General features: G+C 68.2%; 28 protein-coding genes. 3 read left to right on the forward strand and 25 right to left on the reverse strand.

Features of this window, described 5'->3' with window-relative positions:
- Window positions 1-47 precede the first annotated feature (47 nt).
- From R0146_RS01365 to rpsJ, 25 genes are all read right to left on the reverse strand, one after another.
- Window positions 48-863, reverse strand: a complete 816-nt coding sequence (locus R0146_RS01365) for a hypothetical protein (RefSeq protein WP_317691080.1) — start codon at window positions 861-863, stop codon at window positions 48-50.
- A gap of 108 nt (window positions 864-971) precedes the next feature.
- Window positions 972-1,817, reverse strand: coding sequence for a type I methionyl aminopeptidase (gene map / locus R0146_RS01370; protein WP_317691081.1), 846 nt, complete (start codon window positions 1,815-1,817; stop codon window positions 972-974).
- Window positions 1,818-2,390, reverse strand: a complete 573-nt coding sequence (locus R0146_RS01375; protein ID WP_317691082.1) for an adenylate kinase — start codon at window positions 2,388-2,390, stop codon at window positions 1,818-1,820.
- The gene (gene secY, locus R0146_RS01380) at window positions 2,387-3,691 is read right to left on the reverse strand and encodes a preprotein translocase subunit SecY (RefSeq protein ID WP_317691083.1); all 1,305 of its coding nucleotides are present in this window, start codon (window positions 3,689-3,691) and stop codon (window positions 2,387-2,389) included. The genes R0146_RS01375 and secY overlap by 4 nt, the downstream gene beginning before the upstream one ends.
- A gap of 804 nt (window positions 3,692-4,495) precedes the next feature.
- Window positions 4,496-4,936 carry a 50S ribosomal protein L15 gene (rplO, locus tag R0146_RS01385; protein WP_317691084.1) on the reverse strand — a complete coding sequence of 147 codons (441 nt, stop codon included), beginning with the start codon at window positions 4,934-4,936 and terminating at the stop codon, window positions 4,496-4,498.
- Between the two features lie 2 nt (window positions 4,937-4,938).
- Entirely contained in the window at window positions 4,939-5,130 is a 192-nt protein-coding gene (gene rpmD, locus R0146_RS01390) for a 50S ribosomal protein L30 (protein WP_317691085.1), read from the reverse strand.
- Window positions 5,130-5,738 (reverse strand): 30S ribosomal protein S5, encoded by a 609-nt coding sequence (gene rpsE, locus R0146_RS01395; protein ID WP_317691086.1) that lies wholly within the window; start codon window positions 5,736-5,738, stop codon window positions 5,130-5,132. Before rpsE ends, rpmD begins: the two co-directional genes overlap by 1 nt.
- 27 nt (window positions 5,739-5,765) lie before the next feature.
- Window positions 5,766-6,149 (reverse strand): 50S ribosomal protein L18, encoded by a 384-nt coding sequence (gene rplR, locus R0146_RS01400; protein WP_317691087.1) that lies wholly within the window; start codon window positions 6,147-6,149, stop codon window positions 5,766-5,768.
- A gap of 2 nt (window positions 6,150-6,151) precedes the next feature.
- Window positions 6,152-6,694: a 50S ribosomal protein L6 gene (gene rplF / locus R0146_RS01405; RefSeq protein ID WP_317691088.1), complete on the reverse strand. Its 543-nt coding sequence runs from the start codon at window positions 6,692-6,694 to the stop codon at window positions 6,152-6,154.
- 27 nt (window positions 6,695-6,721) lie between these two features.
- Window positions 6,722-7,129, reverse strand: coding sequence for a 30S ribosomal protein S8 (gene rpsH, locus R0146_RS01410; RefSeq protein ID WP_317691089.1), 408 nt, complete (start codon window positions 7,127-7,129; stop codon window positions 6,722-6,724).
- A 162-nt stretch (window positions 7,130-7,291) separates the two neighbouring features.
- Window positions 7,292-7,477, reverse strand: a complete 186-nt coding sequence (locus tag R0146_RS01415; protein WP_317691090.1) for a type Z 30S ribosomal protein S14 — start codon at window positions 7,475-7,477, stop codon at window positions 7,292-7,294.
- A 7-nt stretch (window positions 7,478-7,484) separates the two neighbouring features.
- Entirely contained in the window at window positions 7,485-8,114 is a 630-nt protein-coding gene (rplE, locus tag R0146_RS01420) for a 50S ribosomal protein L5 (RefSeq protein ID WP_317691091.1), read from the reverse strand.
- Entirely contained in the window at window positions 8,114-8,491 is a 378-nt protein-coding gene (gene rplX / locus R0146_RS01425; protein ID WP_317691092.1) for a 50S ribosomal protein L24, read from the reverse strand. The genes rplE and rplX overlap by 1 nt, the downstream gene beginning before the upstream one ends.
- 1 nt (window position 8,492) lies before the next feature.
- Window positions 8,493-8,861: a 50S ribosomal protein L14 gene (gene rplN / locus R0146_RS01430; protein WP_153571267.1), complete on the reverse strand. Its 369-nt coding sequence runs from the start codon at window positions 8,859-8,861 to the stop codon at window positions 8,493-8,495.
- Window positions 8,862-8,925: 64 nt separating this feature from the next.
- Window positions 8,926-9,213 carry a 30S ribosomal protein S17 gene (rpsQ, locus tag R0146_RS01435; RefSeq protein ID WP_317691093.1) on the reverse strand — a complete coding sequence of 96 codons (288 nt, stop codon included), beginning with the start codon at window positions 9,211-9,213 and terminating at the stop codon, window positions 8,926-8,928.
- On the reverse strand, window positions 9,210-9,503 hold the full coding sequence (gene rpmC / locus R0146_RS01440) for a 50S ribosomal protein L29 (protein WP_317691094.1): 294 nt from the start codon (window positions 9,501-9,503) through the stop codon (window positions 9,210-9,212). The genes rpsQ and rpmC overlap by 4 nt, the downstream gene beginning before the upstream one ends.
- On the reverse strand, window positions 9,503-9,922 hold the full coding sequence (rplP, locus tag R0146_RS01445; protein WP_317691095.1) for a 50S ribosomal protein L16: 420 nt from the start codon (window positions 9,920-9,922) through the stop codon (window positions 9,503-9,505). The genes rpmC and rplP overlap by 1 nt, the downstream gene beginning before the upstream one ends.
- Before the next feature lie 5 nt (window positions 9,923-9,927).
- A complete protein-coding gene (gene rpsC / locus R0146_RS01450; protein WP_317691096.1) occupies window positions 9,928-10,740 on the reverse strand; it encodes a 30S ribosomal protein S3 in 813 nt (270 codons plus the stop codon).
- Between the two features lie 2 nt (window positions 10,741-10,742).
- Window positions 10,743-11,165, reverse strand: a complete 423-nt coding sequence (gene rplV, locus R0146_RS01455) for a 50S ribosomal protein L22 (RefSeq protein WP_317691097.1) — start codon at window positions 11,163-11,165, stop codon at window positions 10,743-10,745.
- A 21-nt stretch (window positions 11,166-11,186) separates the two neighbouring features.
- A complete protein-coding gene (rpsS, locus tag R0146_RS01460; protein ID WP_317691098.1) occupies window positions 11,187-11,468 on the reverse strand; it encodes a 30S ribosomal protein S19 in 282 nt (93 codons plus the stop codon).
- Between the two features lie 21 nt (window positions 11,469-11,489).
- Window positions 11,490-12,326 (reverse strand): 50S ribosomal protein L2, encoded by an 837-nt coding sequence (gene rplB / locus R0146_RS01465; protein WP_317691099.1) that lies wholly within the window; start codon window positions 12,324-12,326, stop codon window positions 11,490-11,492.
- 34 nt (window positions 12,327-12,360) lie between these two features.
- A complete protein-coding gene (gene rplW / locus R0146_RS01470; RefSeq protein ID WP_317691100.1) occupies window positions 12,361-12,672 on the reverse strand; it encodes a 50S ribosomal protein L23 in 312 nt (103 codons plus the stop codon).
- Window positions 12,669-13,340: a 50S ribosomal protein L4 gene (gene rplD, locus R0146_RS01475; RefSeq protein ID WP_317691101.1), complete on the reverse strand. Its 672-nt coding sequence runs from the start codon at window positions 13,338-13,340 to the stop codon at window positions 12,669-12,671. Before rplD ends, rplW begins: the two co-directional genes overlap by 4 nt.
- Window positions 13,337-14,008 carry a 50S ribosomal protein L3 gene (gene rplC / locus R0146_RS01480; RefSeq protein WP_317691102.1) on the reverse strand — a complete coding sequence of 224 codons (672 nt, stop codon included), beginning with the start codon at window positions 14,006-14,008 and terminating at the stop codon, window positions 13,337-13,339. Before rplC ends, rplD begins: the two co-directional genes overlap by 4 nt.
- A gap of 14 nt (window positions 14,009-14,022) precedes the next feature.
- The gene (gene rpsJ / locus R0146_RS01485; RefSeq protein WP_091414454.1) at window positions 14,023-14,331 is read right to left on the reverse strand and encodes a 30S ribosomal protein S10; all 309 of its coding nucleotides are present in this window, start codon (window positions 14,329-14,331) and stop codon (window positions 14,023-14,025) included.
- A 559-nt stretch (window positions 14,332-14,890) separates the two neighbouring features.
- On the opposite strand from rpsJ, the gene serB reads away from it, so the two are divergent.
- The 3 genes from serB (at window position 14,891) to R0146_RS01500 (ending at window position 18,037) form a co-directional block, all read left to right on the forward strand.
- A complete protein-coding gene (gene serB, locus R0146_RS01490) occupies window positions 14,891-15,763 on the forward strand; it encodes a phosphoserine phosphatase SerB (RefSeq protein WP_317691103.1) in 873 nt (290 codons plus the stop codon).
- A gap of 118 nt (window positions 15,764-15,881) precedes the next feature.
- Entirely contained in the window at window positions 15,882-16,538 is a 657-nt protein-coding gene (locus R0146_RS01495) for a molybdenum cofactor guanylyltransferase (RefSeq protein ID WP_317691104.1), read from the forward strand.
- A 164-nt stretch (window positions 16,539-16,702) separates the two neighbouring features.
- On the forward strand, window positions 16,703-18,037 hold the full coding sequence (locus R0146_RS01500) for a nitrate/nitrite transporter (RefSeq protein ID WP_317691105.1): 1,335 nt from the start codon (window positions 16,703-16,705) through the stop codon (window positions 18,035-18,037).
- Window positions 18,038-18,040: the final 3 nt, after the last annotated feature.

Consider the following 18,040-nt stretch of genomic DNA (forward strand, 5'->3'; position numbering starts at 1 on the left):
CACGGCCGTCGGGCCCGGTCAGCGGCGCCCACGGCCGTCGGGCCCGATCAGTCCGGCGGCGCGGCGTCCAGGACGTGCAGGTCCAGTTCGATGTCCAACAGGGCCTCCGCGGCGTGGGGGTGCGGCTCCCCGCCCGACCCCAGCTCGCGGAGCGTACGGTGCAGTTCCGCCAGACAGGCCACCGCCTCGGCCCGACGCCCCAGCTGGGCCGCCAGCCGGGCGTACGACAGACCGGCCTCCAGCCCGATCGCCCCGTGCCGCCCACCCGGGCCGCCGGACCAGCGGCAGAGCCCGGACAGGCCGGCGAGGGTCTCCTGCCACACCGCGATCGGGCGGGTCCGGCTGACTCCGTGGCCGGACAGGGCGGGCACCAGAGTGCGGTAGCTCTGAGCGGCGCGCAGCGGACCGAACCGGGCCCGTTCCCCGCCGCAGCGCACCATCCACCCGGCGAATCGGGAGCGGATCGCCAGACCGTCCTCATCGGTCGGCGACAGCCAGACGACCGCCGGTTCGAGGACCTTACCGAGCCGACGGGGCGCAGCCCCGCCCGCGGCGTACTGGCGCGCCACGTACCACAGCGCGGTCACCTCCGCGGGGTCGCGCACCGGCTTGTCCTCCAGGACCGCGGCCAGCGCCCAGCAGGCCTCGCGAGCCAGCGAGTCGTCGGGGTCGATCTGGTACGACCCGTCGGAGCGGTGCGCGATCAGTGTCCGCAGTCGGTCGATGAGCTCCATCACCTCGAGCGGTGACGGCTCGGGCGGCATCTCGCGGCCGAGGTGCTCGGCTGCCCGGAACGGCCGCGGCCGCCACGGGTCGTCGTGCCGGCCGGGGTCGTGCCGGCCGGGGTCGTCGTCTCGGGACACGGGGCCTCCCCGGGGATCCGGCCCGCCCAGCTGCCTGCGGGCCATGTCCCGCCAGTGTGCCATCCGGTCGGTACCTGCACCAGACTGCGGCTGACCGGAGGCGCCGGGTCAGTCGGCCAGCGGACCGAACGGCACGCCGAAGCGGCCGAGCATCTCCTCGCCGCCATCGGGAGCGGTCAGCACCCACAGGCCCTTCGGTGTGCAGGTGACGGTGTGCTCCCAATGCGAAGCCGCGCTGCCGTCGAGGGTGACGACGGTCCAGTCGTCGTCGAGCACCGCGTTGTCAGGCGATCCCAGGGTGATCATCGGCTCGACGCAGAACGCCATCCCCCGGCTGATCCGCGGGCCCTTGCCGGCCCGGCCGTAGTTCGGCACGTCCGGCGGCTGGTGCATCTCGGTGCCGATGCCATGTCCGACGTACTCCCGGACGATGCCGTACGATCCGGCGGCCTCGACGTACGCCTCGACGGCGGCGCCGATGTCACCGATCCGGCCGTTGAGGCGAGCGGCGGCGATGCCCGCCCACATCGCTCCCTCAGTGACGTCGCTGAGCGCCTGCCGATCGGCGACCGGGGTGCCGACCTGCACGGTCCGCGCAGAGTCGCCGTGCCAGCCGCCGAGGATCGCGCCACCGTCGACCGACAGCGTGTCGCCGTCCTGCAGTGCATAGTCGGTGGGCATCCCGTGGACGATCACCTCGTTGACCGACAGGCACACGACGCCCTTGAAGCCGCCCTGGCCGCGGGAGTCGGCGCCGTACTCCAGGAAGTTGGACTCCGCACCGTGGCGGGCCAGTGTCTCCCGGCCGATCCGATCCAGCTCACGCAGGGTGACGCCCGGGCGGGCCTGCGAGGTGATGGTGTCGAGCAGGTCGGCGACGACCAGCCCGGCCCGGCGCATCAGCCGGAGTTGCTCGTCGGTCTTCAGCTCGATGCCACGACTGCCGCGGAACACTCAGGCCTTCTCTGCGACGAGCGCGTCGGCGATCCGCTGGCCGACCTCGTCGATGGTGCCGAGTCCGTCGACCTCGACCAGCAGCCCGCGCTCCGCGTACGTCGCCAGCAGCGGGGCGGTCTCCTCGTCGTAGACCCGCAGACGGGTCCGGATGGTCTCCTCGTTGTCGTCGGCCCGGCCCTCGATCTCGGCCCGCTTCAGCAGCCGGCCGACCACCTCGTCGGTGTCCGCGGTGAGGGAGATGACAGCATCGAGCTGCACGCCGAGCTCGGTCAGCATCCCGTCGAGCGCCGCCACCTGGGCGAGGGTGCGCGGGTAGCCGTCGAGCAGGAACCCGCCGGCGGCGTCCTGCTCGGCGAGCCGGTTGCGGACCAGCCCGTTGGTGATGTCGTCGCCGACATAGCCGCCGGACGCCATGATCTCCTTGACCTTCAGGCCGAGCGGGGTCTCGTTCTTCACGTTCGACCGGAAGATGTCGCCGGTGGAGATCGCCGGGATCTCGTAGCGAGCGGCGATGCCCTTCGCCTGCGTACCCTTGCCCGCCCCGGGCGGACCCATGATCAGGAGCCTCATCGTAGGAACCCTTCGTAGTTGTGCTGCTGGAGCTTGGATTCGATCTGTTTGATGGTGTCCAGGCCGACGCCCACGATGATCAACAGCGAGGTGCCGCCGAACGGGAAGTTCTGGTTGGCCTGGAACAGGATGAACGCCACCGAGGGGATCAGGGCGATCAGCGCCAGGTAGATCGACCCTGGCGCGGTCAGTCGGCTGAGCACGTACGAGAGGTACTTCTCCGTCGGCCGCCCGGCGCGGATGCCGGGGATGAATCCGCCGTACTTCTTCATGTTGTCGGCGATCTCCTCGGTGTTGAAGGTGATCGCGACGTAGAAGTAGGCGAAGAAGATGATCAGCACGGCGTACGTGATGACGTAGACCGGGTGCGACATCGAGCCGAAGTACTTGCTGACCCACTGGGCGGCCGGTCCGTCCGGCCGGAAGGTCGAGAACAGCACCGGCAGGTAGAGCATCGACGAGGCGAAGATGACCGGGATGACGCCGGCCTGGTTCACCTTGACCGGGATGTAGGTGGAGGTGCCGCCGCGCAGCTTGCCGCCGATCATCTTCTTGGCGTACTGCACGCCGATCCGCCGCTGGCCCTGCTCGATGAAGACCACGGCGGCCATCACCGCGAGGCCGACCAGGATCACCAGGCCCATCACCACCCAGCCCTGCGAGCCGGGGCGGGACTGGCGCACCGACGCCAGGCCGTTGGGGAACTGGGCGGCGACCGAGGTGAAGATCAGCACGGACATGCCGTTGCCGACGCCCTTCTCGGTGATCAGCTCGCCGAGCCACATCACCAGGCTGGTGCCGGCCGTCATCGTCAGGATCATCACGATGATCGGGAACAGTCCGGTGTTGTAGACTAGGCCGGTGCAGCCGGGGATCAGCTGGTCGTTGACCGCGAGGGTGACGAACGCGGTCGACTGCATGATCGCCAGCAGGATCGTCAGGTAGCGGGTGTACTGGGTGATCTTCTCCTGGCCCTGGCCGCCCTCCTTGCGCAGCGCCTCCAACCGCGGGATGACCACGGTGAGCAGCTGCAGGATGATCGACGAGGTGATGTACGGCATCACGCCGAGGGCGAAGACCGCCAGCTTCAGCAGTGCCCCACCGGAGAACATGTTCAGCATCGAGGCGAACCCTGCGGCCCCACCGCTGGCCAGTGCCCGACAGGTGTCGACCTGCTGGACGTTGACGTTCGGGATGGGGATGGCCGATCCGAGTCGGAAGATGACGATGATCCCCAGCGAGAAGAGGATCTTGTTCCGAAGATCGGGTGTCCGGAAGGCATTGGTGAATGCGGAGAGCACCGTGCCCCTCTCTTGTACGACGACGACACGCCCGGGGAGGCCCGGTCCAGGCCGGGACCACCCGCGTGGACATCACACCCACATAGGCGTGCTCAGTGACTGTAGCAGTCTTGTCCGCGCAACCGACGAGGGCAAACCGGGCGCGATACGAAAGGCCGACCACGCCAAGGGATTCATCCCACACCATGGGATTCACCCCGGCATCCCGCCGACAGGACCGCGCGGGTCCGCCGAACACGACCATCCCAGGCTCTCGGCCCCGAACCCGAAGACCGTCGGCTCGCTCGGACACCGACTCAACGACCGAGGACTCACTGCCGATACCGACGACTCACTGCCGACACCGACGACTCTCACCGACGCCGACGACTCTCGCCAACACCGATCTACGGCAAAAACCCCGACCGTATTCGGCCGTACACGATCGGGGTTACCGGGGAACGTCGGGGTACGTAAGCGCCGTCGGGGTACGTAAGCGCCGTGCCAGGACGACGCCACAGGCGTGGGTGCCGTAGGAGGACAGCGCCCCCTGATTGGCCACGCACGTGAACGCCGTCAGCCGTACGTGAGCACCGTCAGCCGTACGTGAACGCCGTCAGCCGTACGTGAGCACCGTCAGCCGTACGTGAGCACCGTCCATGCCGTCACCCAGCACACGGGCGCCCCGCAGCGTCCCCCGTCATCAGTCACCCGTCCGGCGGCATCAGGGGAAGCCGCCTCGACGGACGACGCAACAGGGCGGCTCCTGACGGAGCCGCCCTGGTGCAGGCGCGTCTGAGGGACGCGCCCGTTGTCCAGCGAAGATCAGCGGGTCGCGGCGGTGCCGCCGGCGCCCTCGATCTTCTCCTTGGCCGAGGCCGAGTACTTGTCGACGGTGACCTGCAGCTTGACCGACAGTTCGCCGGAGCCGAGGATCTTCACCGGCCAGCCGTCGCGGACGGCGCCCTTGGCGACCAGGTCGTCGACGGTGACCTCGCCACCCTCCGGGTAGAGGGCGACGAGCTTGTCCAGGTTCACCACCTGGTACTCGACACGGAACGGGTTCTTGAAGCCGCGCAGCTTCGGGACCCGCATGTGCATCGGCATCTGGCCACCCTCGAAGTTCTCCGGGGTGTTCTTGCGTGCGCCGGTGCCCTTGGTGCCACGGCCCGAGGTCTTGCCCTTCGAACCCTCACCACGACCGATACGGATCCGGTCCCGCTTGGAGCCGGGTGCCGGCTGGAGATCATGCAGCTTGATCGCCATGGTCAGTCAACCTCCTCGACGGTCTCGACGGTCACCAGGTGGCGAACCGCACGGACCATGCCACGGATCGCCGGGTTGTCGGGCTGCTCGACCGTCTGGCCGATCTTCCGCAGTCCGAGGCCGCGCAGGGTCTTGCCCATCTGCGGCTTCTCGCCGACGACACCCTTGATCTGGGTGATCTGCAGCTTCGCCATCAGGAAGCCACCTCCTGCTTCGCCTCGTCACGGGCCCGCAGCAGCGCGGCCGGGGCCACGTCCTGCACGGCCTTGGTGCGGCGCTTGGCGACGTCCTCGGGCTCCTCGAGCATCTTCAGCGCGGCCTCGGTGGCGTGCACCACGTTGATCGCGTTCGGCGAGCCGAGCGACTTCGCCAGCACGTCGGCGATGCCGGCGCACTCGAGCACGGCGCGGACGGCGCCACCGGCGATCACACCGGTACCGGGAGCGGCCGGGCGCAGCATGACCACGCCGGCGGCCTTCTCGCCCTGGACCGGGTGCGGGATCGTCTTCTGGATGCGCGGGACGCGGAAGAAGTTCTTCTTCGCCTCCTCGACACCCTTGGCGATCGCCGCCGGCACCTCCTTGGCCTTGCCGTAGCCGATGCCGACCGTGCCGTCACCGTCGCCCACCACGACCAGCGCAGTGAAGCTGAAGCGGCGGCCGCCCTTGACGACCTTGGCAACGCGGTTGATGGTCACCACGCGCTCGATGAACTGGTTCTTGTCCTCGGTGTTCCGGCCCCGACGATCGTCACGGCCGCGACGCTCGCCACGGCCGCCACTGCGGCCCTGGTTCTCACTCATCGCTTTCCTTTTCCTCTCGTCGTACGGTCAGAAGTCCAGACCGGCCTCGCGCGCACCGTCGGCGAGCGCAGCGACACGACCCTGGTACTTGTAGCCGGCGCGGTCGAAGACGACCTGCTCGACCCCCGCGGACTTCGCCCGCTCGGCGACGAGTGCCCCGACCTTGCGGGCCTTGGCGGACTTGTCGCCGTCGAAGGTGCGCAGGTCGGCTTCCATCGTCGACGCCGATGCGAGCGTACGCCCCTGGGTGTCGTCGATCACCTGCACGAACATGTGCTTGGCGGACCGGGACACGACCAGACGGGGACGGTCGGCGGAGCCGAAGATCTTCTTGCGGCCGCGCACCTGGCGGCGCTGCTTGGACGCAGCCTTCGGCGCGGTGTTCTTGTTGTGCGTCAGGGAGATGCCCATCGTCACTTACCTGCCTTTCCGGCCTTGCGCCGGACGTGCTCGCCCTCGTAGCGGACGCCCTTGCCCTTGTAGGGCTCGGGCTTGCGGATCTTGCGGATGTTGGCGGCGACCTCGCCCACCAGCTGCTTGTCGATGCCCTGCACCGCGAAGTGCGTCGGGTTCTCGACGGTGAAGGTGATGCCCTCCGGGGCGTCGACGATCACCGGGTGGGAGAAGCCCAGGGCGAACTCCAGCTGGGTCGGGCCCTTGGCCTGGACGCGGTAACCGACACCCTGGATCTCGAGCTTCTTGACGTAGCCCTCGGTGACACCGAGGACCATGTTGTTGACGAGGGTGCGGGTCAGGCCGTGCAGGGAGCGGTTGAGACGCTCGTCGTTCGGACGCGCGACGACCAGCTCGCCGGCCTCGTTGCGGCTGACGGTGATCGGCTCAGCCACGTGGTGCTCCAGCGAGCCCTTCGGACCCTTGACCGTGACCTGCTGGCCGTCGAGGGTGACCTCAACGCCGGACGGGACGGTGATCGGGAGCCTTCCGATTCGGGACATGGTGTTCTCTCCTCTCGGTCTCGTCCGTCACCACACGTAGGCGAGGACTTCCCCACCCACGCTCTTGGCCTTGGCCTCACGGTCGGTCAGCAGACCCTGCGAGGTGGAGATGATGGCGATGCCCAGGCCCCCGAGGACCTTCGGCAGGTTGGTCGACTTGGCGTAGACCCGCAGACCCGGCTTGGAGATGCGGCGGACGCCGGCGATGGAACGCTCGCGCTCCTCGCCGTACTTCAGGGTCACGGTCAGGGTCTTGCCGACCTCGCCCTCGGCGGGCTCGGCGACCGCGTAGTCGGCGATGTAGCCCTCCTGCTTGAGGATCTCGGCGATGCCCGCCTTGATCTTCGAGTGGGGCATCGACGCCTCGTCGTGGTACGCCTGGTTGGCGTTACGCAGACGCGTCAGCATGTCTGCGATCGGATCGGTCATGCTCATGGCTCAGGAAGCCTCTTTCTCACTGCGGTTTCCGGGACTGCGCCCCGGACCTGCGGCGTTGGAAGTTGAAAATCGTGGGTTGCGATGCGATGCGGGCCGGTGGCCCCACGTACGCGGCGCCCGCCCGCTGGTCACAGCGGGAGCGCACCGCGTACGCGCGGCTCACCAGGACGACTTGGTGACGCCGGGCAGCTCGCCCTTGTGCGCCATGTCCCGCAGGCACACGCGGCACAGGCCGAACTTGCGGTACACCGAGTGCGGCCGGCCGCACTTCTGGCAGCGGGTGTAGGCCCGGACGCCGAACTTCGGCTTGCGGGACTGCTTGACCTTAAGACCGGTCTTTGCCATCAGTCACTCACTTCTTCCCACGGGAGTAGCGCGGGCCCTTGGCCTTGGCCTTGGCCTTCTTCGGGTTGTCGTTGAAGGGGAAGCCGAGCTGCTTGAGCAGCGCGCGGCCCTCTTCGTCGTTGGCCGCCGAGGTGACGACGGTGATGTCCATGCCACGGGTGCGGTCGATCTTGTCCTGATCGATCTCGTGGAACATCACCTGCTCGGTGAGACCGAAGGTGTAGTTGCCCTTGCCGTCGAACTGCCACTGGTTGAGCCCGCGGAAGTCGCGGATCCGGGGCAGCGCCAGGGTCAGCAGCCGGTCGAGGAACTCCCACATCCGGTCGCCCCGCAGGGTGACGTGGGCGCCGATCGCCTGGCCCTCGCGGAGCTTGAACTGGGCGATCGACTTGCGGGCGTTGGTGACCTGCGGCTTCTGACCGGTGATCGCGGTCAGGTCCTTGAGCGCACCGTCCATCACCTTCGAGTCACGGGCGGCGTCGCCGACACCCATGTTCACGGTGATCTTCACCAGCCCGGGGATCAGCATCGGGTTGGCGTAGTGGAACTGCTCCTGGAGCGCCGGGGCGATCTCCTCGCGGTACTTCGCCTTCAGCCGCGGCGCCACGACGGTGGACTCGGTAGCGGTCTGCGACATCAGAACTCCTCCCCGGTCGCCTTGGCGATGCGGACGCTGCGGTAGGCCTCGTACGTCGAGCCGTCAGCGCGGGTCTTGGTGACCTTCTCGCGCTTGTGACCGACGCGGGTGACGACCTCGACACCGTCCTTCTTCACGACGGGCTGCACGTTCGAGACGTGGATCGGCGCCTCGGACGACACGATGCCGCCCTTCTCGACCCGGCCGCCGGCCTGGCGGTCGGTCAGGTGGCGCTTGACGATGTTGACACCCTCGACGGTGACCCGCTCGCGGGCCGGGTCGACGGCGATGATCTCGCCGACGGTGCCCTTGTCCTTGCCGGAGATGACCTTGACGCGGTCACCCTTCTTGACGTTGAGCTTCTTCTGGGCTGCCATCTCAGATCACCTCCGGAGCGAGCGAGATGATGCGCATGAACTTCTTGTCACGCAGCTCACGGCCGACCGGGCCGAAGATACGGGTGCCGCGGGGCTCCCCGTCGTTCTTCAGGATGACGGCGGCGTTCTCGTCGAACTTGATGTACGAGCCGTCGGGGCGACGGGTCTCCTTGACGGTACGGACCACGACGGCCTTGACGACCTCACCCTTCTTGACGTTCCCACCCGGGATGGCGTCCTTCACGGTGCAGACGATGGTGTCGCCGAGGCCGGCGTAGCGACGACCGGAGCCGCCGAGAACACGGATGCAAAGCAGCTCCTTCGCACCAGTGTTGTCGGCGACCTTCAGTCGCGACTCCTGCTGGATCATCTTCTATCTCCTGGTTGTCCCACCGGTTCCCCCGTTGCCGAGGGCCTGGTGGAACTCGATGTGGTTACTTGGCCTTCTCGACGATCTCGACGAGGCGCCAACGCTTCGTACGCGAGGTGGGACGGGTCTCCATGATCCGAACGCGGTCACCGATGCCGGCCTCGTTGTTCTCGTCGTGGGCCTTGTATCGCGCGGTCTGACGCATCACCTTGCCGTAGAGGGAGTGCTTCTTGCGCTCCTCGACGGTCACGACGATGGTCTTCTGCATCTTGTCGCTGACGACGTAACCGGTCAGCACCTTGCGGCGACCGCGCTCAACGGCGTCGGCCGCGGTCTGGTTCTGGTCGCTCATGCGTCTGCCTTCTCATCCTTCTCGGCTCGGTTCGTCGCAACGGCCTCATCGGCCGGGTCCGCCGCAGCCTGGTCCGGGTCGTCCACGATCCCGAGGTTGCGTTCCTGCAGCACCGTGTAGATCCGGGCGATGTCCTTGCGGACCTCGCGCAGCCGGCCCTGCGACTCGAGCTGGCCGGTCGCGTGCTGGAAGCGGAGGTTGAAGAGCTCCTTCTTCAGCTCCACGACCTTCTCGTTCAGGGCCTCGCGGCTCATCTGGCGCAGATCGGCTGCGCTGGTGGTCTTCGCCATCAGTTCTCACCTGCCTCGCGCTTGATGAAGCGCGCCTTCATCGGGAGCTTGTGGATCGCCAGGCGCATGGCCTCGCGCGCCACCTCCTCCGGAACACCGGCGAGCTCGAACATCACGGCACCGGCCTTGACGTTCGCGATCCACCACTCCGGGGTGCCCTTGCCGGAACCCATGCGGGACTCGGCGGGGTGCTTGGTCATCGGACGGTCCGGGTAGATGTTGATCCAGACCTTGCCGCCACGCTTGATGTGACGGGTCATGGCGATACGAGCGGACTCGATCTGCCGGTTGGTGACGTAGGCGTTGGACAGGGCCTGGATGCCGTAGTCACCGAAGGCGAGCTCGGTGCCACCCTTGGCGGCGCCGGAGCGCCCCGGGTGGTGCTGCTTGCGGTACTTCACTCGACGGGGGATCAGCATGGCTATCAGGCTCCTGCGTTCTCGGTCGCGGAGGCAGCCTCGCCCTGCGGGGCGTTGTGGGCTGCCGCAGCATCCTGGCGACGACGGCCACCGCGGTCGGGACGATCCCCACGGCCACGGCCACCGCGCGCCGGGCGCTGGCGCTGGTTGGCGTTCTGACGGGCGGCCTTCTGGGCGGCCCGCTCGGCGCGGGTCCCGGACACGTCACCCTTGTAGATCCACACCTTCACACCGATCCGGCCGAAGGTCGTACGGGCCTCGTAGAAGCCGTAGTCGACATCGGCACGCAGGGTGTGCAGCGGCACGCGACCCTCGCGGTAGAACTCCGAGCGGCTCATCTCGGCGCCGCCGAGACGACCGGAGCACTGGATCCGGATGCCCTTGGCACCGGCCCGCATGGCCGACTGCTGCGCCTTGCGCATCGCGCGGCGGAAGGCCACGCGGGCGCCGAGCTGCTCGGCCACGCCCTGGGCGACCAGCTGGGCATCGGTGTCGGGGTCCTTGACCTCGAGGATGTTCAGCTGCACCTGCTTGCCGGTCAGCTTCTCCAGCTGGCCACGGACGCGCTCCGCCTCGGCGCCGTTACGGCCGATGACGATGCCCGGACGGGCGGCGTACAGGTAGATGGTCACCCGCTCCGAACGACGCTCGATCTCCACATTGGAGATGCCGGCGCGCTCGAGGTTCGAGTGGATCCAGTCGCGGATCTTGGTGTCCTCGCCGACGAAATCGGCGTACTGCTTGTCGGCGTACCAGCGGCTCACGTGGTCGGTCGTGATACCGAGGCGGAAGCCGTTCGGGTTGATCTTCTGACCCATGCTCAGGCCTCCTTCTTCTGCGACTCGGTGGCCTTCGAGCGGGGCTCGACGACAACGGTGATGTGGCTGGAACGCTTCAGGATGCGGCTGGCCGACCCCTTGGCCCGGGGACGGATCCGACGCATCGTCATGCCCTCGTCGACGAACGCCTGGGAGATGTACAGGTCGTTGCGACGCAGGCCGTCGGTGTTCTCCGCGTTGGCGGCGGCCGAGGCCACCACCTTGAAGACCGGCTGGGCGGCCGCCTGCGGGGCGAACTTCAGGGTGTCCAGGGCGGTGTCGACGTCCATGCCGCGGACCATGTCCACCACGCGGCGGACCTTCTGCGCGGACATCCGCACCTGCTTCGCGATCGCGTAGTTACCGGGGCGATCGCCGAGCAGGGCCGCGCGACGGCTCGGCCGTGCCTTGTCAGTGTTGCTCATTGGCTCTCAACTTCCTCGGTCTCAGCGACGACGCGACTTGCGGTCGTCCTTGATGTGGCCCTTGAACGTACGGGTGGGCGCGAACTCACCCAGCTTGTGGCCGACCATGGCGTCGGTGATGAACACCGGCACGTGCTTACGACCGTCGTGCACCGCGATGGTGTGCCCGATCATGTCCGGCAGGATCATCGAGCGGCGCGACCAGGTCTTGATGACGGTCTTGGTGCCCTTCTCGTTCTGCGCGTCCACCTTCTTCCACAGGTGGTCGTCGACGAAGGGGCCCTTCTTCAGACTGCGAGGCATGTTCTACCTTCCCTTCCTCGATCAGCGCTTCTTGCCGGACTTGCGACGCCGCACGATGTCGCGGTTGCTGGCCTTGTTCTTGTCACGCGTACGGCCCTCGGGCTTGCCCCAGGGAGAGACCGGGTGACGGCCACCGGACGTACGACCCTCACCACCACCGTGCGGGTGGTCGATCGGGTTCATGACCACACCACGGACGGTCGGGCGCTTGCCCTTCCAACGGTTGCGGCCGGCCTTGCCCCAGTCGATGTTCGACTGCTCGGCGTTGCCGACCTCACCGACGGTGGCGCGGCAGCGGACGTCGACCATGCGCATCTCACCGGAGGGGAGACGCAGCGTGGCCTTCTTGCCCTCACGGGCGACCAGCTGCACCGACGCGCCGGCGGAGCGGCCCATCTTGGCGCCGCCACCGGGGCGCAGCTCCACGGCGTGGACCGTGGTGCCGACCGGGATGGAGCGCAGCGGCAGGTTGTTGCCGGGCTTGATGTCGGCACCCTCACCAGCGACCACCAGGGCCCCCTGCTGGAGGTCCTTCGGCGCGATGATGTAGCGCTTCTCGCCGTCGGCGTAGTGCAGCAGCGCGATCCGGGCGGTGCGGTTCGGGTCGTACTCGATGTGAGCGACCTTGGCCGGCACGCCGTCCTTGTCGTAGCGCTTGAAATCGATCAGGCGGTAGGCCTGCTTGTGCCCGCCACCGATGTGGCGGGTGGTGATCCGGCCGTTGTTGTTGCGGCCGCCGGTCTTCGGCTTCGCGACGAGCAGCGACTTCTCCGGCGTCGACCGGGTCAGCTCGACGAAGTCGGCAACCGACGAGCCACGGCGGCCCGGCGTTGTCGGCTTGTACTTACGGATACCCATAGGATGCGTTCCTTGTCTCAGCGAGGAGCCCCGGTCAGTCGACCGAGCCTCCGAAGATGTCGATGCGCTGGCCGTCGGCGACCGTGACGATCGCACGCTTGGTGTCGGGGCGCTTGCCGGTGCCGAACTTGGTCCGACGGGTCTTGCCCTGACGGTTGATCGTGTTCACCGCGGTGACCTTGACCCCGAAGACCTTCTCCACCGCGATCTTGATCTCGGTCTTGTTGGCGTCCGGCTCGACCAGGAAGGTGTACTTGTTCTGGTCGATCAGGCTGTAGCTCTTTTCGGAGACGACCGGGGCGATCAGCACGTCGTGGTGCACCCGGATCTTCAGCGGCTCGTTCACTTCTGCTCCTCCTCGACCTGAGCGGTCTCCGGCTCGGCACCACGGGTGCCGACGAAGGCTTCCAGGGCGGCCGTGGTGAACACCACGTCGTCAGCGTTCAGCACGTCGTACGCGTTCAGCTGGTCGGGGACCAGCAGGTGCACGCCGACGGCGTTGCGCAGGCTCAGCCGGGTGATCTCCTCGTCGCGGGTGACCACGACGAGCACCTTGCGGGCCTCCGACACGGTGGCCAGGGACGCCACGGCGGTCTTGGTGGACGGCTTCTCGGCCACCCCCAGGCCGGTCACGACGCGCAGGTTGCCGTCGCGGAAGCGGTCGGTCAGCGAGCCGTAGAGCGCGGCCGCGATCATCTTCTTCGGGGTCCGCTGGGCGTACGAGCGCGGCTGCGGGCCGTGCACGACGCCACCGCCGGTCCACTGGGGAGCGCGGATCGAGCCCTGACGGGCGCGGCCGGTGCCCTTCTGGCGCCACGGCTTCTTGCCGCCGCCGGCGACCTCACCGCGGGTCTTGACCTTGTGGGTGCCCTGACGGGCAGCGGCCAGCTGGGCGGTCACGACCTGGTGGATCAGCGCGATGTTCGGCTCGACGTCGAAGATCTCGGCGGGGAGATCAGCGGTGCCGGCCTTCTTGCCCTGGGCGTCCAGGACGTCGATGGTCAGGGTGCTCATGCGGCCTTCCCTTCCTTGGCAGCCTTCTTGTTGGCGCTGCGGAGGACGACCAGGCCACCCTTGGTGCCGGGGATGGCGCCCTTGACCAGGATGAGGCCCTTCTCGACGTCGACAGCGTGGACCGTGAGGTTCTGCACGGTCTGCTTGTCCACACCCATCCGACCGGCCATCCGCAGACCGCGGAAGACACGCCCCGGGGTGGAGCAGCCGCCGATGGAACCCGGCGAGCGGTGCTTGCGGTGGACACCGTGTCCGGCGCCCAGACCCTTGAAGCCGTGCCGCTTCATGACACCGGCGGTGCCGTGGCCCCGGGTGATGCCGGTGACGTCGACGTACTCACCGTCGGCGAACACGTCGGCGAGCAGCTCCTGGCCGACCGCGTACTCGGCGGCGTCGGTGGTCCGCAGCTCCATCAGGTGCCGGCGCGGCGTCACACCGGCCTTCTCGAAGTGCCCGGCCATCGGCTTGGTGACCTTGGTGGGCTTGACCGCGCCGAACCCGAGCTGGACGGCGGAGTAGCCGTCGGCCTCGGGGGTGCGGACCTGGGTCACCACACAGGGACCGGCCTGGATGACGGTCACCGGGACGATCTTGTTGTCGGCGTCCCAGACCTGGGTCATGCCGAGCTTGGTGCCCAGCAGCCCCTTCACCTTGCGTTCAGTGCTCATGATTCAGACGTCCCTCAGAGCTTGATCTCGATGTCGACACCGGCGGGCAGGTCGAGGCGCATGAGCGAGTCGACCGTCTTCGGCGTCGGATCGATGATGTCGATGAGCCGCTTGTGCGTACGCATCTCGAAGTGCTCGCGGCTGTCCTTGTACTTGTGCGGCGAACGGATCACACAGAACACGTTCTTCTCCGTGGGCAGCGGCACCGGGCCGGCAACCTGGGCACCAGTCCGCGTCACCGTGTCGACGATCTTGCGCGCCGAGGAGTCGATGACCTCGTGGTCATAGGCCTTCAGCCTGATGCGGATCTTTTGTCCCGCCACAGTTCGTCCTTCTTCTCGTGCTTCGGCGGCCGCTCGGGTGAGCAGTACCGGTCTCCGTCACTCCCCGCCCAGCCTGATCGAAAGACCCGCACGATCACGACGATCGAGCGGCCCACGCGGTCGGGCGTGTCGCGCATCCGGGACAGAACAGGACCCAAGTCTCCCCTGGTTCCTGATGCGTGTCCCGGGTCTGACGCCTCGTGCTCCGGGAGTCGATGCTGCGCATCACCAGATGCCGGCATCCCCGGAGCCCGAGCCGCACCCGCGAACGCGGCGGCCGGACAGCGCATGCCATCACCCATTACCCTGGGCCCCTCGTACGGGACCGACTCCCACCTCACCCGCCGGACGAACCGGTCGGCGACTCTGCGTGGAGACCCTATGGAATGTAGATGACACCTGCTGCCCTGTCGGAGCAACCCCACTATGTTGTCATCTCTTGCCGGATCCGGCAAATTGTGCCGGCGGGCAGGACCAGCCGACGCCGCCGAGCGCGCGGTCGGGCGGGACCCACGGACGGCGTCGGGCGCGCCACCGTCGCCAGGATAGGGTCGACATCGTGCAGCAGCGCCCCTCCGTGCCCCAGCGTCTGGCCCTGGTCAGCGACGCCGAGATCCCCGCGGACGCCGTGGCGGCGGCACGGGCCCTGTTCCCCGGCCCCAGCGGCGTACGTCACCGCACGGAGGCCGCCTGGCAGGCGGTCTACCTCGAGGGCGAGGCCCCGGCCCCGATCGACGTCCGCCCGGTCACCACCCGCTACGACCTGTCCGGCGCGGTCGTCCACGGCCCGCTGCTGGACGGCCCGCACCTGGTGGTGATGGACGTCGACTCGACCTTCATCACCAGCGAAGTGATCGAGGAGATCGCCGAGGCCGCCGGATCGCGCGACGAGGTGGCCCGGGTGACCGAGCAGGCGATGCGTGGCGAGATCGACTTCGCCGAGAGCCTCGCCGCCCGGGTGGCTACCCTGGCCGGAGTGCCGGCCACCGTGCTCACCGATGTCGCGGCCCGGGTGCACTACACCCCCGGTGCCGAACAGCTGGTCCGTACGGTGCAGGGCCGCGGCGGACACGTCGGACTGGTCTCCGGCGGCTTCATCGAGATCGTCGCCCCGCTCGCCGCTCGGCTTGACATCGACCTCGTCCGGGCGAACCGGCTCGAGGTCGACGCGGACGGCCGACTCACCGGTCGCACCGTCGGTGAGGTGGTCGACCGCCGGGTCAAGGAGCGCGAGCTCGGGGCGTACGCCGCCGCGGTCGGCGCCGACCCGCAGCGTACGGTCGCGATGGGTGACGGCGCCAACGACCTGGCGATGATCTCCGCCGCGGCGCTCGGGGTGGCCTTCTGCGCCAAGCCGGTCGTCCGGGCGCAGGCCCCGGCCCAGATCACCTTCCACCGCCTGGACGCTCTGTGCGGCCTGCTGGACATCTGATCTGCTGGACAGCTGACCCGCCGGACAGCTGACCCGCTGGACAGCAGATCAGGACAGACGCTGTGTTTGTGACCCCGACCACGCGACACCGGACGGTCACACGGCCTAGAGTCCCCTCATGGAAGCAGTGCCGTACGACGCCATCATCCTGGCCGGTGGCCGGGCACGCCGTCTCGACGGCATCTCCAAGCCCGACCTGAAGCTGGCCGGCAGCCGGCTGCTGGACCACTCGTTGGCGGCCACCGCTCCTGCCCGGCGACGCGTGGTGGTCGGCCCGCCGTCGCTGCGGATCCCCCCCACCGTGCTGCACACCCAGGAGTGTCCGGCGCACGGCGGCCCGGTGGCGGGCATCGACGCCGGCCTCCACGCGCTGGACCGGCACCGACGACGGACCTCCACGGACCGACTCGTTCTCGTCCTGGCTTGTGACATCCCACACGTCGCGACCGCTGTACCGCGTCTCCTGGCGGCCTGTCTGTCCCCCGCGTCCGGTCCGCTCGACGGGGCCTATCTGATCGACGCCGACGGCCGGGCCCAGTGGCTGGCGGGGGTCTACCGGTCGGGCGCGCTGCGGCGGGCACTCGACCGGCTCGCCGCCGACGGCGGTGTCCGCGATGCCTCGGTCCGCCGGCTCACGGCACCCCTGGACCTCCTGCCGGTGCCGGTCGAGGGCACCGAAGCAGCGGATGTCGACACCTGGGCCGACCACGCCCACCTCGAGTCCGTGATGACCGCCGGATCCTCGATCCTGACGGCCCCACCCCGGGAGCACTGACCCCGACGTCCCCCGTCCGCCCGACCCCCTGACGCAGATCACACAATAAATTCGGTTTTCCGCTGGAAAATAGGTCGCGTTTCCACCACGATGACCGGTAGGTGCCCCCGGCACCTACCACAGCACCCACACCGCATTTATCAGCACCAAGCGTGAGGACACCCATGGCCGTCGAGAGCGCCCTGGCACGAGACCTTTCCAACTGGGACCCGAACCGTGAGGAGACCTGGGACAACCGCCTGGCCTGGCGGACCCTGTGGATCACGACCTACTCGCTGATCCTGGCCTTCTGCACCTGGTACATCGTCTCCACCGTGGCTCCGCAGCTCAACAACGTCGGATTCCACCTGACCAAGGAGCAGCTCTACTGGCTCACCTCGATGCCCGGCCTGGCCGCCGGCATCATCCGGCTGATCTGGATGTTCCTGCCGCCGATCCTGGGCACCCGCAAGCTGGTCACCATCTCCTCACTGCTGTTGCTCATCCCGATGCTGGGCTGGACGTTCGCGGTGCGCGATTCCAGCACCTCGTACGGCACACTGCTGCTGCTCGCTTTCGCCTGTGGCATCGGCGGCGGCATCTTCTCCGGCTACATGCCCTCCACCGGCTACTTCTTCCCCAAGAAGCGGGCGGGCACCGCGTTGGGCATCCAGGCCGGCATCGGCAACTTCGGCATGTCGATCATCCAGGTGCTCGGCCCGTGGGTGATGGGCTTCGGCCTTTTCGGCACGGCCTTCCTCACCCCGCAGGAGGCGGCCGGGCACCCGATCTGGCTGCACAACGTGGGCCTGGTGCTGGTGCCCTGGGTGGTCCTCGCCGCGGTGCTGGCGTTCTTCTTCCTCCGCGATGTGCCGATCAAGGCCAACATCCGCCAGCAGATCGACATCTTCGGCAACAGGAACACCTGGTTCCTGATGCTGATCTACCTGATGACCTTCGGCGCGTTCTCCGGGTTCGCCGCCCAGTTCGCCCTGCTGCTCAACAACACGTACGGCATCACGTCGAAGTTCGTCCCGTCCGGCGGTGACGTCACCGGGCTGGTCGCCGGCGCCGCGTACGCCTTCCTGCCGCCGCTGATCGCCTCCGCGGTCCGGGTGGCCTGGGGGCCGCTGTGCGACCGGTTCGGCGGGGCGGTCTGGACCTTCGTCTCCGGCGTCGGGATGACCGTGTCGATCCTGGTGGCCGCGGCCTTCCTCAACCCCACCTCGCCCGACCAGTACAAGGGATTCCTGTGGGCGATGTTCGCGATGTTCTTCTTCGCGGGCATCGGCAACGCCGGCACGTTCAAGCAGATGCCGATGATCATGCCGCCACGCCAGGCGGGTGGGGTGATCGGCTTCACCGCGGCGATCGCCTCCTTCGGCCCGTTCATCGTCGGCGTGGCGCTGGCCAACCTGGCCAACCAGGCGTTCTTCATCGGCTGCGGGATCTTCTTCCTCTTCTGCACCGTCCTCACCTGGGTGATGTACGCCCGTCCGAAGGCACCCTTCCCCGGCTGATCC

Source organism: Raineyella sp. LH-20 (assembly GCF_033110965.1).
Classification (GTDB): domain Bacteria; phylum Actinomycetota; class Actinomycetes; order Propionibacteriales; family Propionibacteriaceae; genus Raineyella.

Excerpts from the sequence above, each read along its gene's own strand:
- rplC (WP_317691102.1), bottom strand. The coding sequence starts at position 14,008 with ATGAGCACTGAACGCAAGGTGAAGGGGCTGCTGGGCACCAAGCTCGGC.
- rplF (WP_317691088.1), bottom strand. The coding sequence starts at position 6,694 with ATGTCCCGAATCGGAAGGCTCCCGATCACCGTCCCGTCCGGCGTTGAG.
- rplX (WP_317691092.1), bottom strand. The coding sequence starts at position 8,491 with ATGGCAGCCCAGAAGAAGCTCAACGTCAAGAAGGGTGACCGCGTCAAG.
- R0146_RS01375 (WP_317691082.1), bottom strand. The coding sequence starts at position 2,390 with ATGAGGCTCCTGATCATGGGTCCGCCCGGGGCGGGCAAGGGTACGCAG.
- rplR (WP_317691087.1), bottom strand. The coding sequence starts at position 6,149 with ATGGGCATCTCCCTGACGCACAACAAGAACACCGCGCCGAAGGCTGCG.
- rpsC (WP_317691096.1), bottom strand. The coding sequence starts at position 10,740 with ATGGGTCAGAAGATCAACCCGAACGGCTTCCGCCTCGGTATCACGACC.
- rplB (WP_317691099.1), bottom strand. The coding sequence starts at position 12,326 with ATGGGTATCCGTAAGTACAAGCCGACAACGCCGGGCCGCCGTGGCTCG.
- R0146_RS01415 (WP_317691090.1), bottom strand. The coding sequence starts at position 7,477 with ATGGCAAAGACCGGTCTTAAGGTCAAGCAGTCCCGCAAGCCGAAGTTC.
- rpsQ (WP_317691093.1), bottom strand. The coding sequence starts at position 9,213 with ATGAGCGACCAGAACCAGACCGCGGCCGACGCCGTTGAGCGCGGTCGC.
- rpsS (WP_317691098.1), bottom strand. The coding sequence starts at position 11,468 with ATGCCTCGCAGTCTGAAGAAGGGCCCCTTCGTCGACGACCACCTGTGG.
- rpmD (WP_317691085.1), bottom strand. The coding sequence starts at position 5,130 with ATGGCGAAGCTGCAGATCACCCAGATCAAGGGTGTCGTCGGCGAGAAG.
- rplO (WP_317691084.1), bottom strand. The coding sequence starts at position 4,936 with ATGGCGATCAAGCTGCATGATCTCCAGCCGGCACCCGGCTCCAAGCGG.
- rplD (WP_317691101.1), bottom strand. The coding sequence starts at position 13,340 with ATGAGCACCCTGACCATCGACGTCCTGGACGCCCAGGGCAAGAAGGCC.
- R0146_RS01495 (WP_317691104.1), top strand. The coding sequence starts at position 15,882 with ATGGAAGCAGTGCCGTACGACGCCATCATCCTGGCCGGTGGCCGGGCA.
- rpmC (WP_317691094.1), bottom strand. The coding sequence starts at position 9,503 with ATGGCGAAGACCACCAGCGCAGCCGATCTGCGCCAGATGAGCCGCGAG.
- rplP (WP_317691095.1), bottom strand. The coding sequence starts at position 9,922 with ATGCTGATCCCCCGTCGAGTGAAGTACCGCAAGCAGCACCACCCGGGG.
- rplN (WP_153571267.1), bottom strand. The coding sequence starts at position 8,861 with ATGATCCAGCAGGAGTCGCGACTGAAGGTCGCCGACAACACTGGTGCG.
- rpsE (WP_317691086.1), bottom strand. The coding sequence starts at position 5,738 with ATGAGTGAGAACCAGGGCCGCAGTGGCGGCCGTGGCGAGCGTCGCGGC.
- rplV (WP_317691097.1), bottom strand. The coding sequence starts at position 11,165 with ATGAGCAACACTGACAAGGCACGGCCGAGCCGTCGCGCGGCCCTGCTC.
- rpsH (WP_317691089.1), bottom strand. The coding sequence starts at position 7,129 with ATGAGCATGACCGATCCGATCGCAGACATGCTGACGCGTCTGCGTAAC.
- R0146_RS01500 (WP_317691105.1), top strand. The coding sequence starts at position 16,703 with ATGGCCGTCGAGAGCGCCCTGGCACGAGACCTTTCCAACTGGGACCCG.
- rplE (WP_317691091.1), bottom strand. The coding sequence starts at position 8,114 with ATGTCGCAGACCGCTACCGAGTCCACCGTCGTGGCGCCGCGGCTGAAG.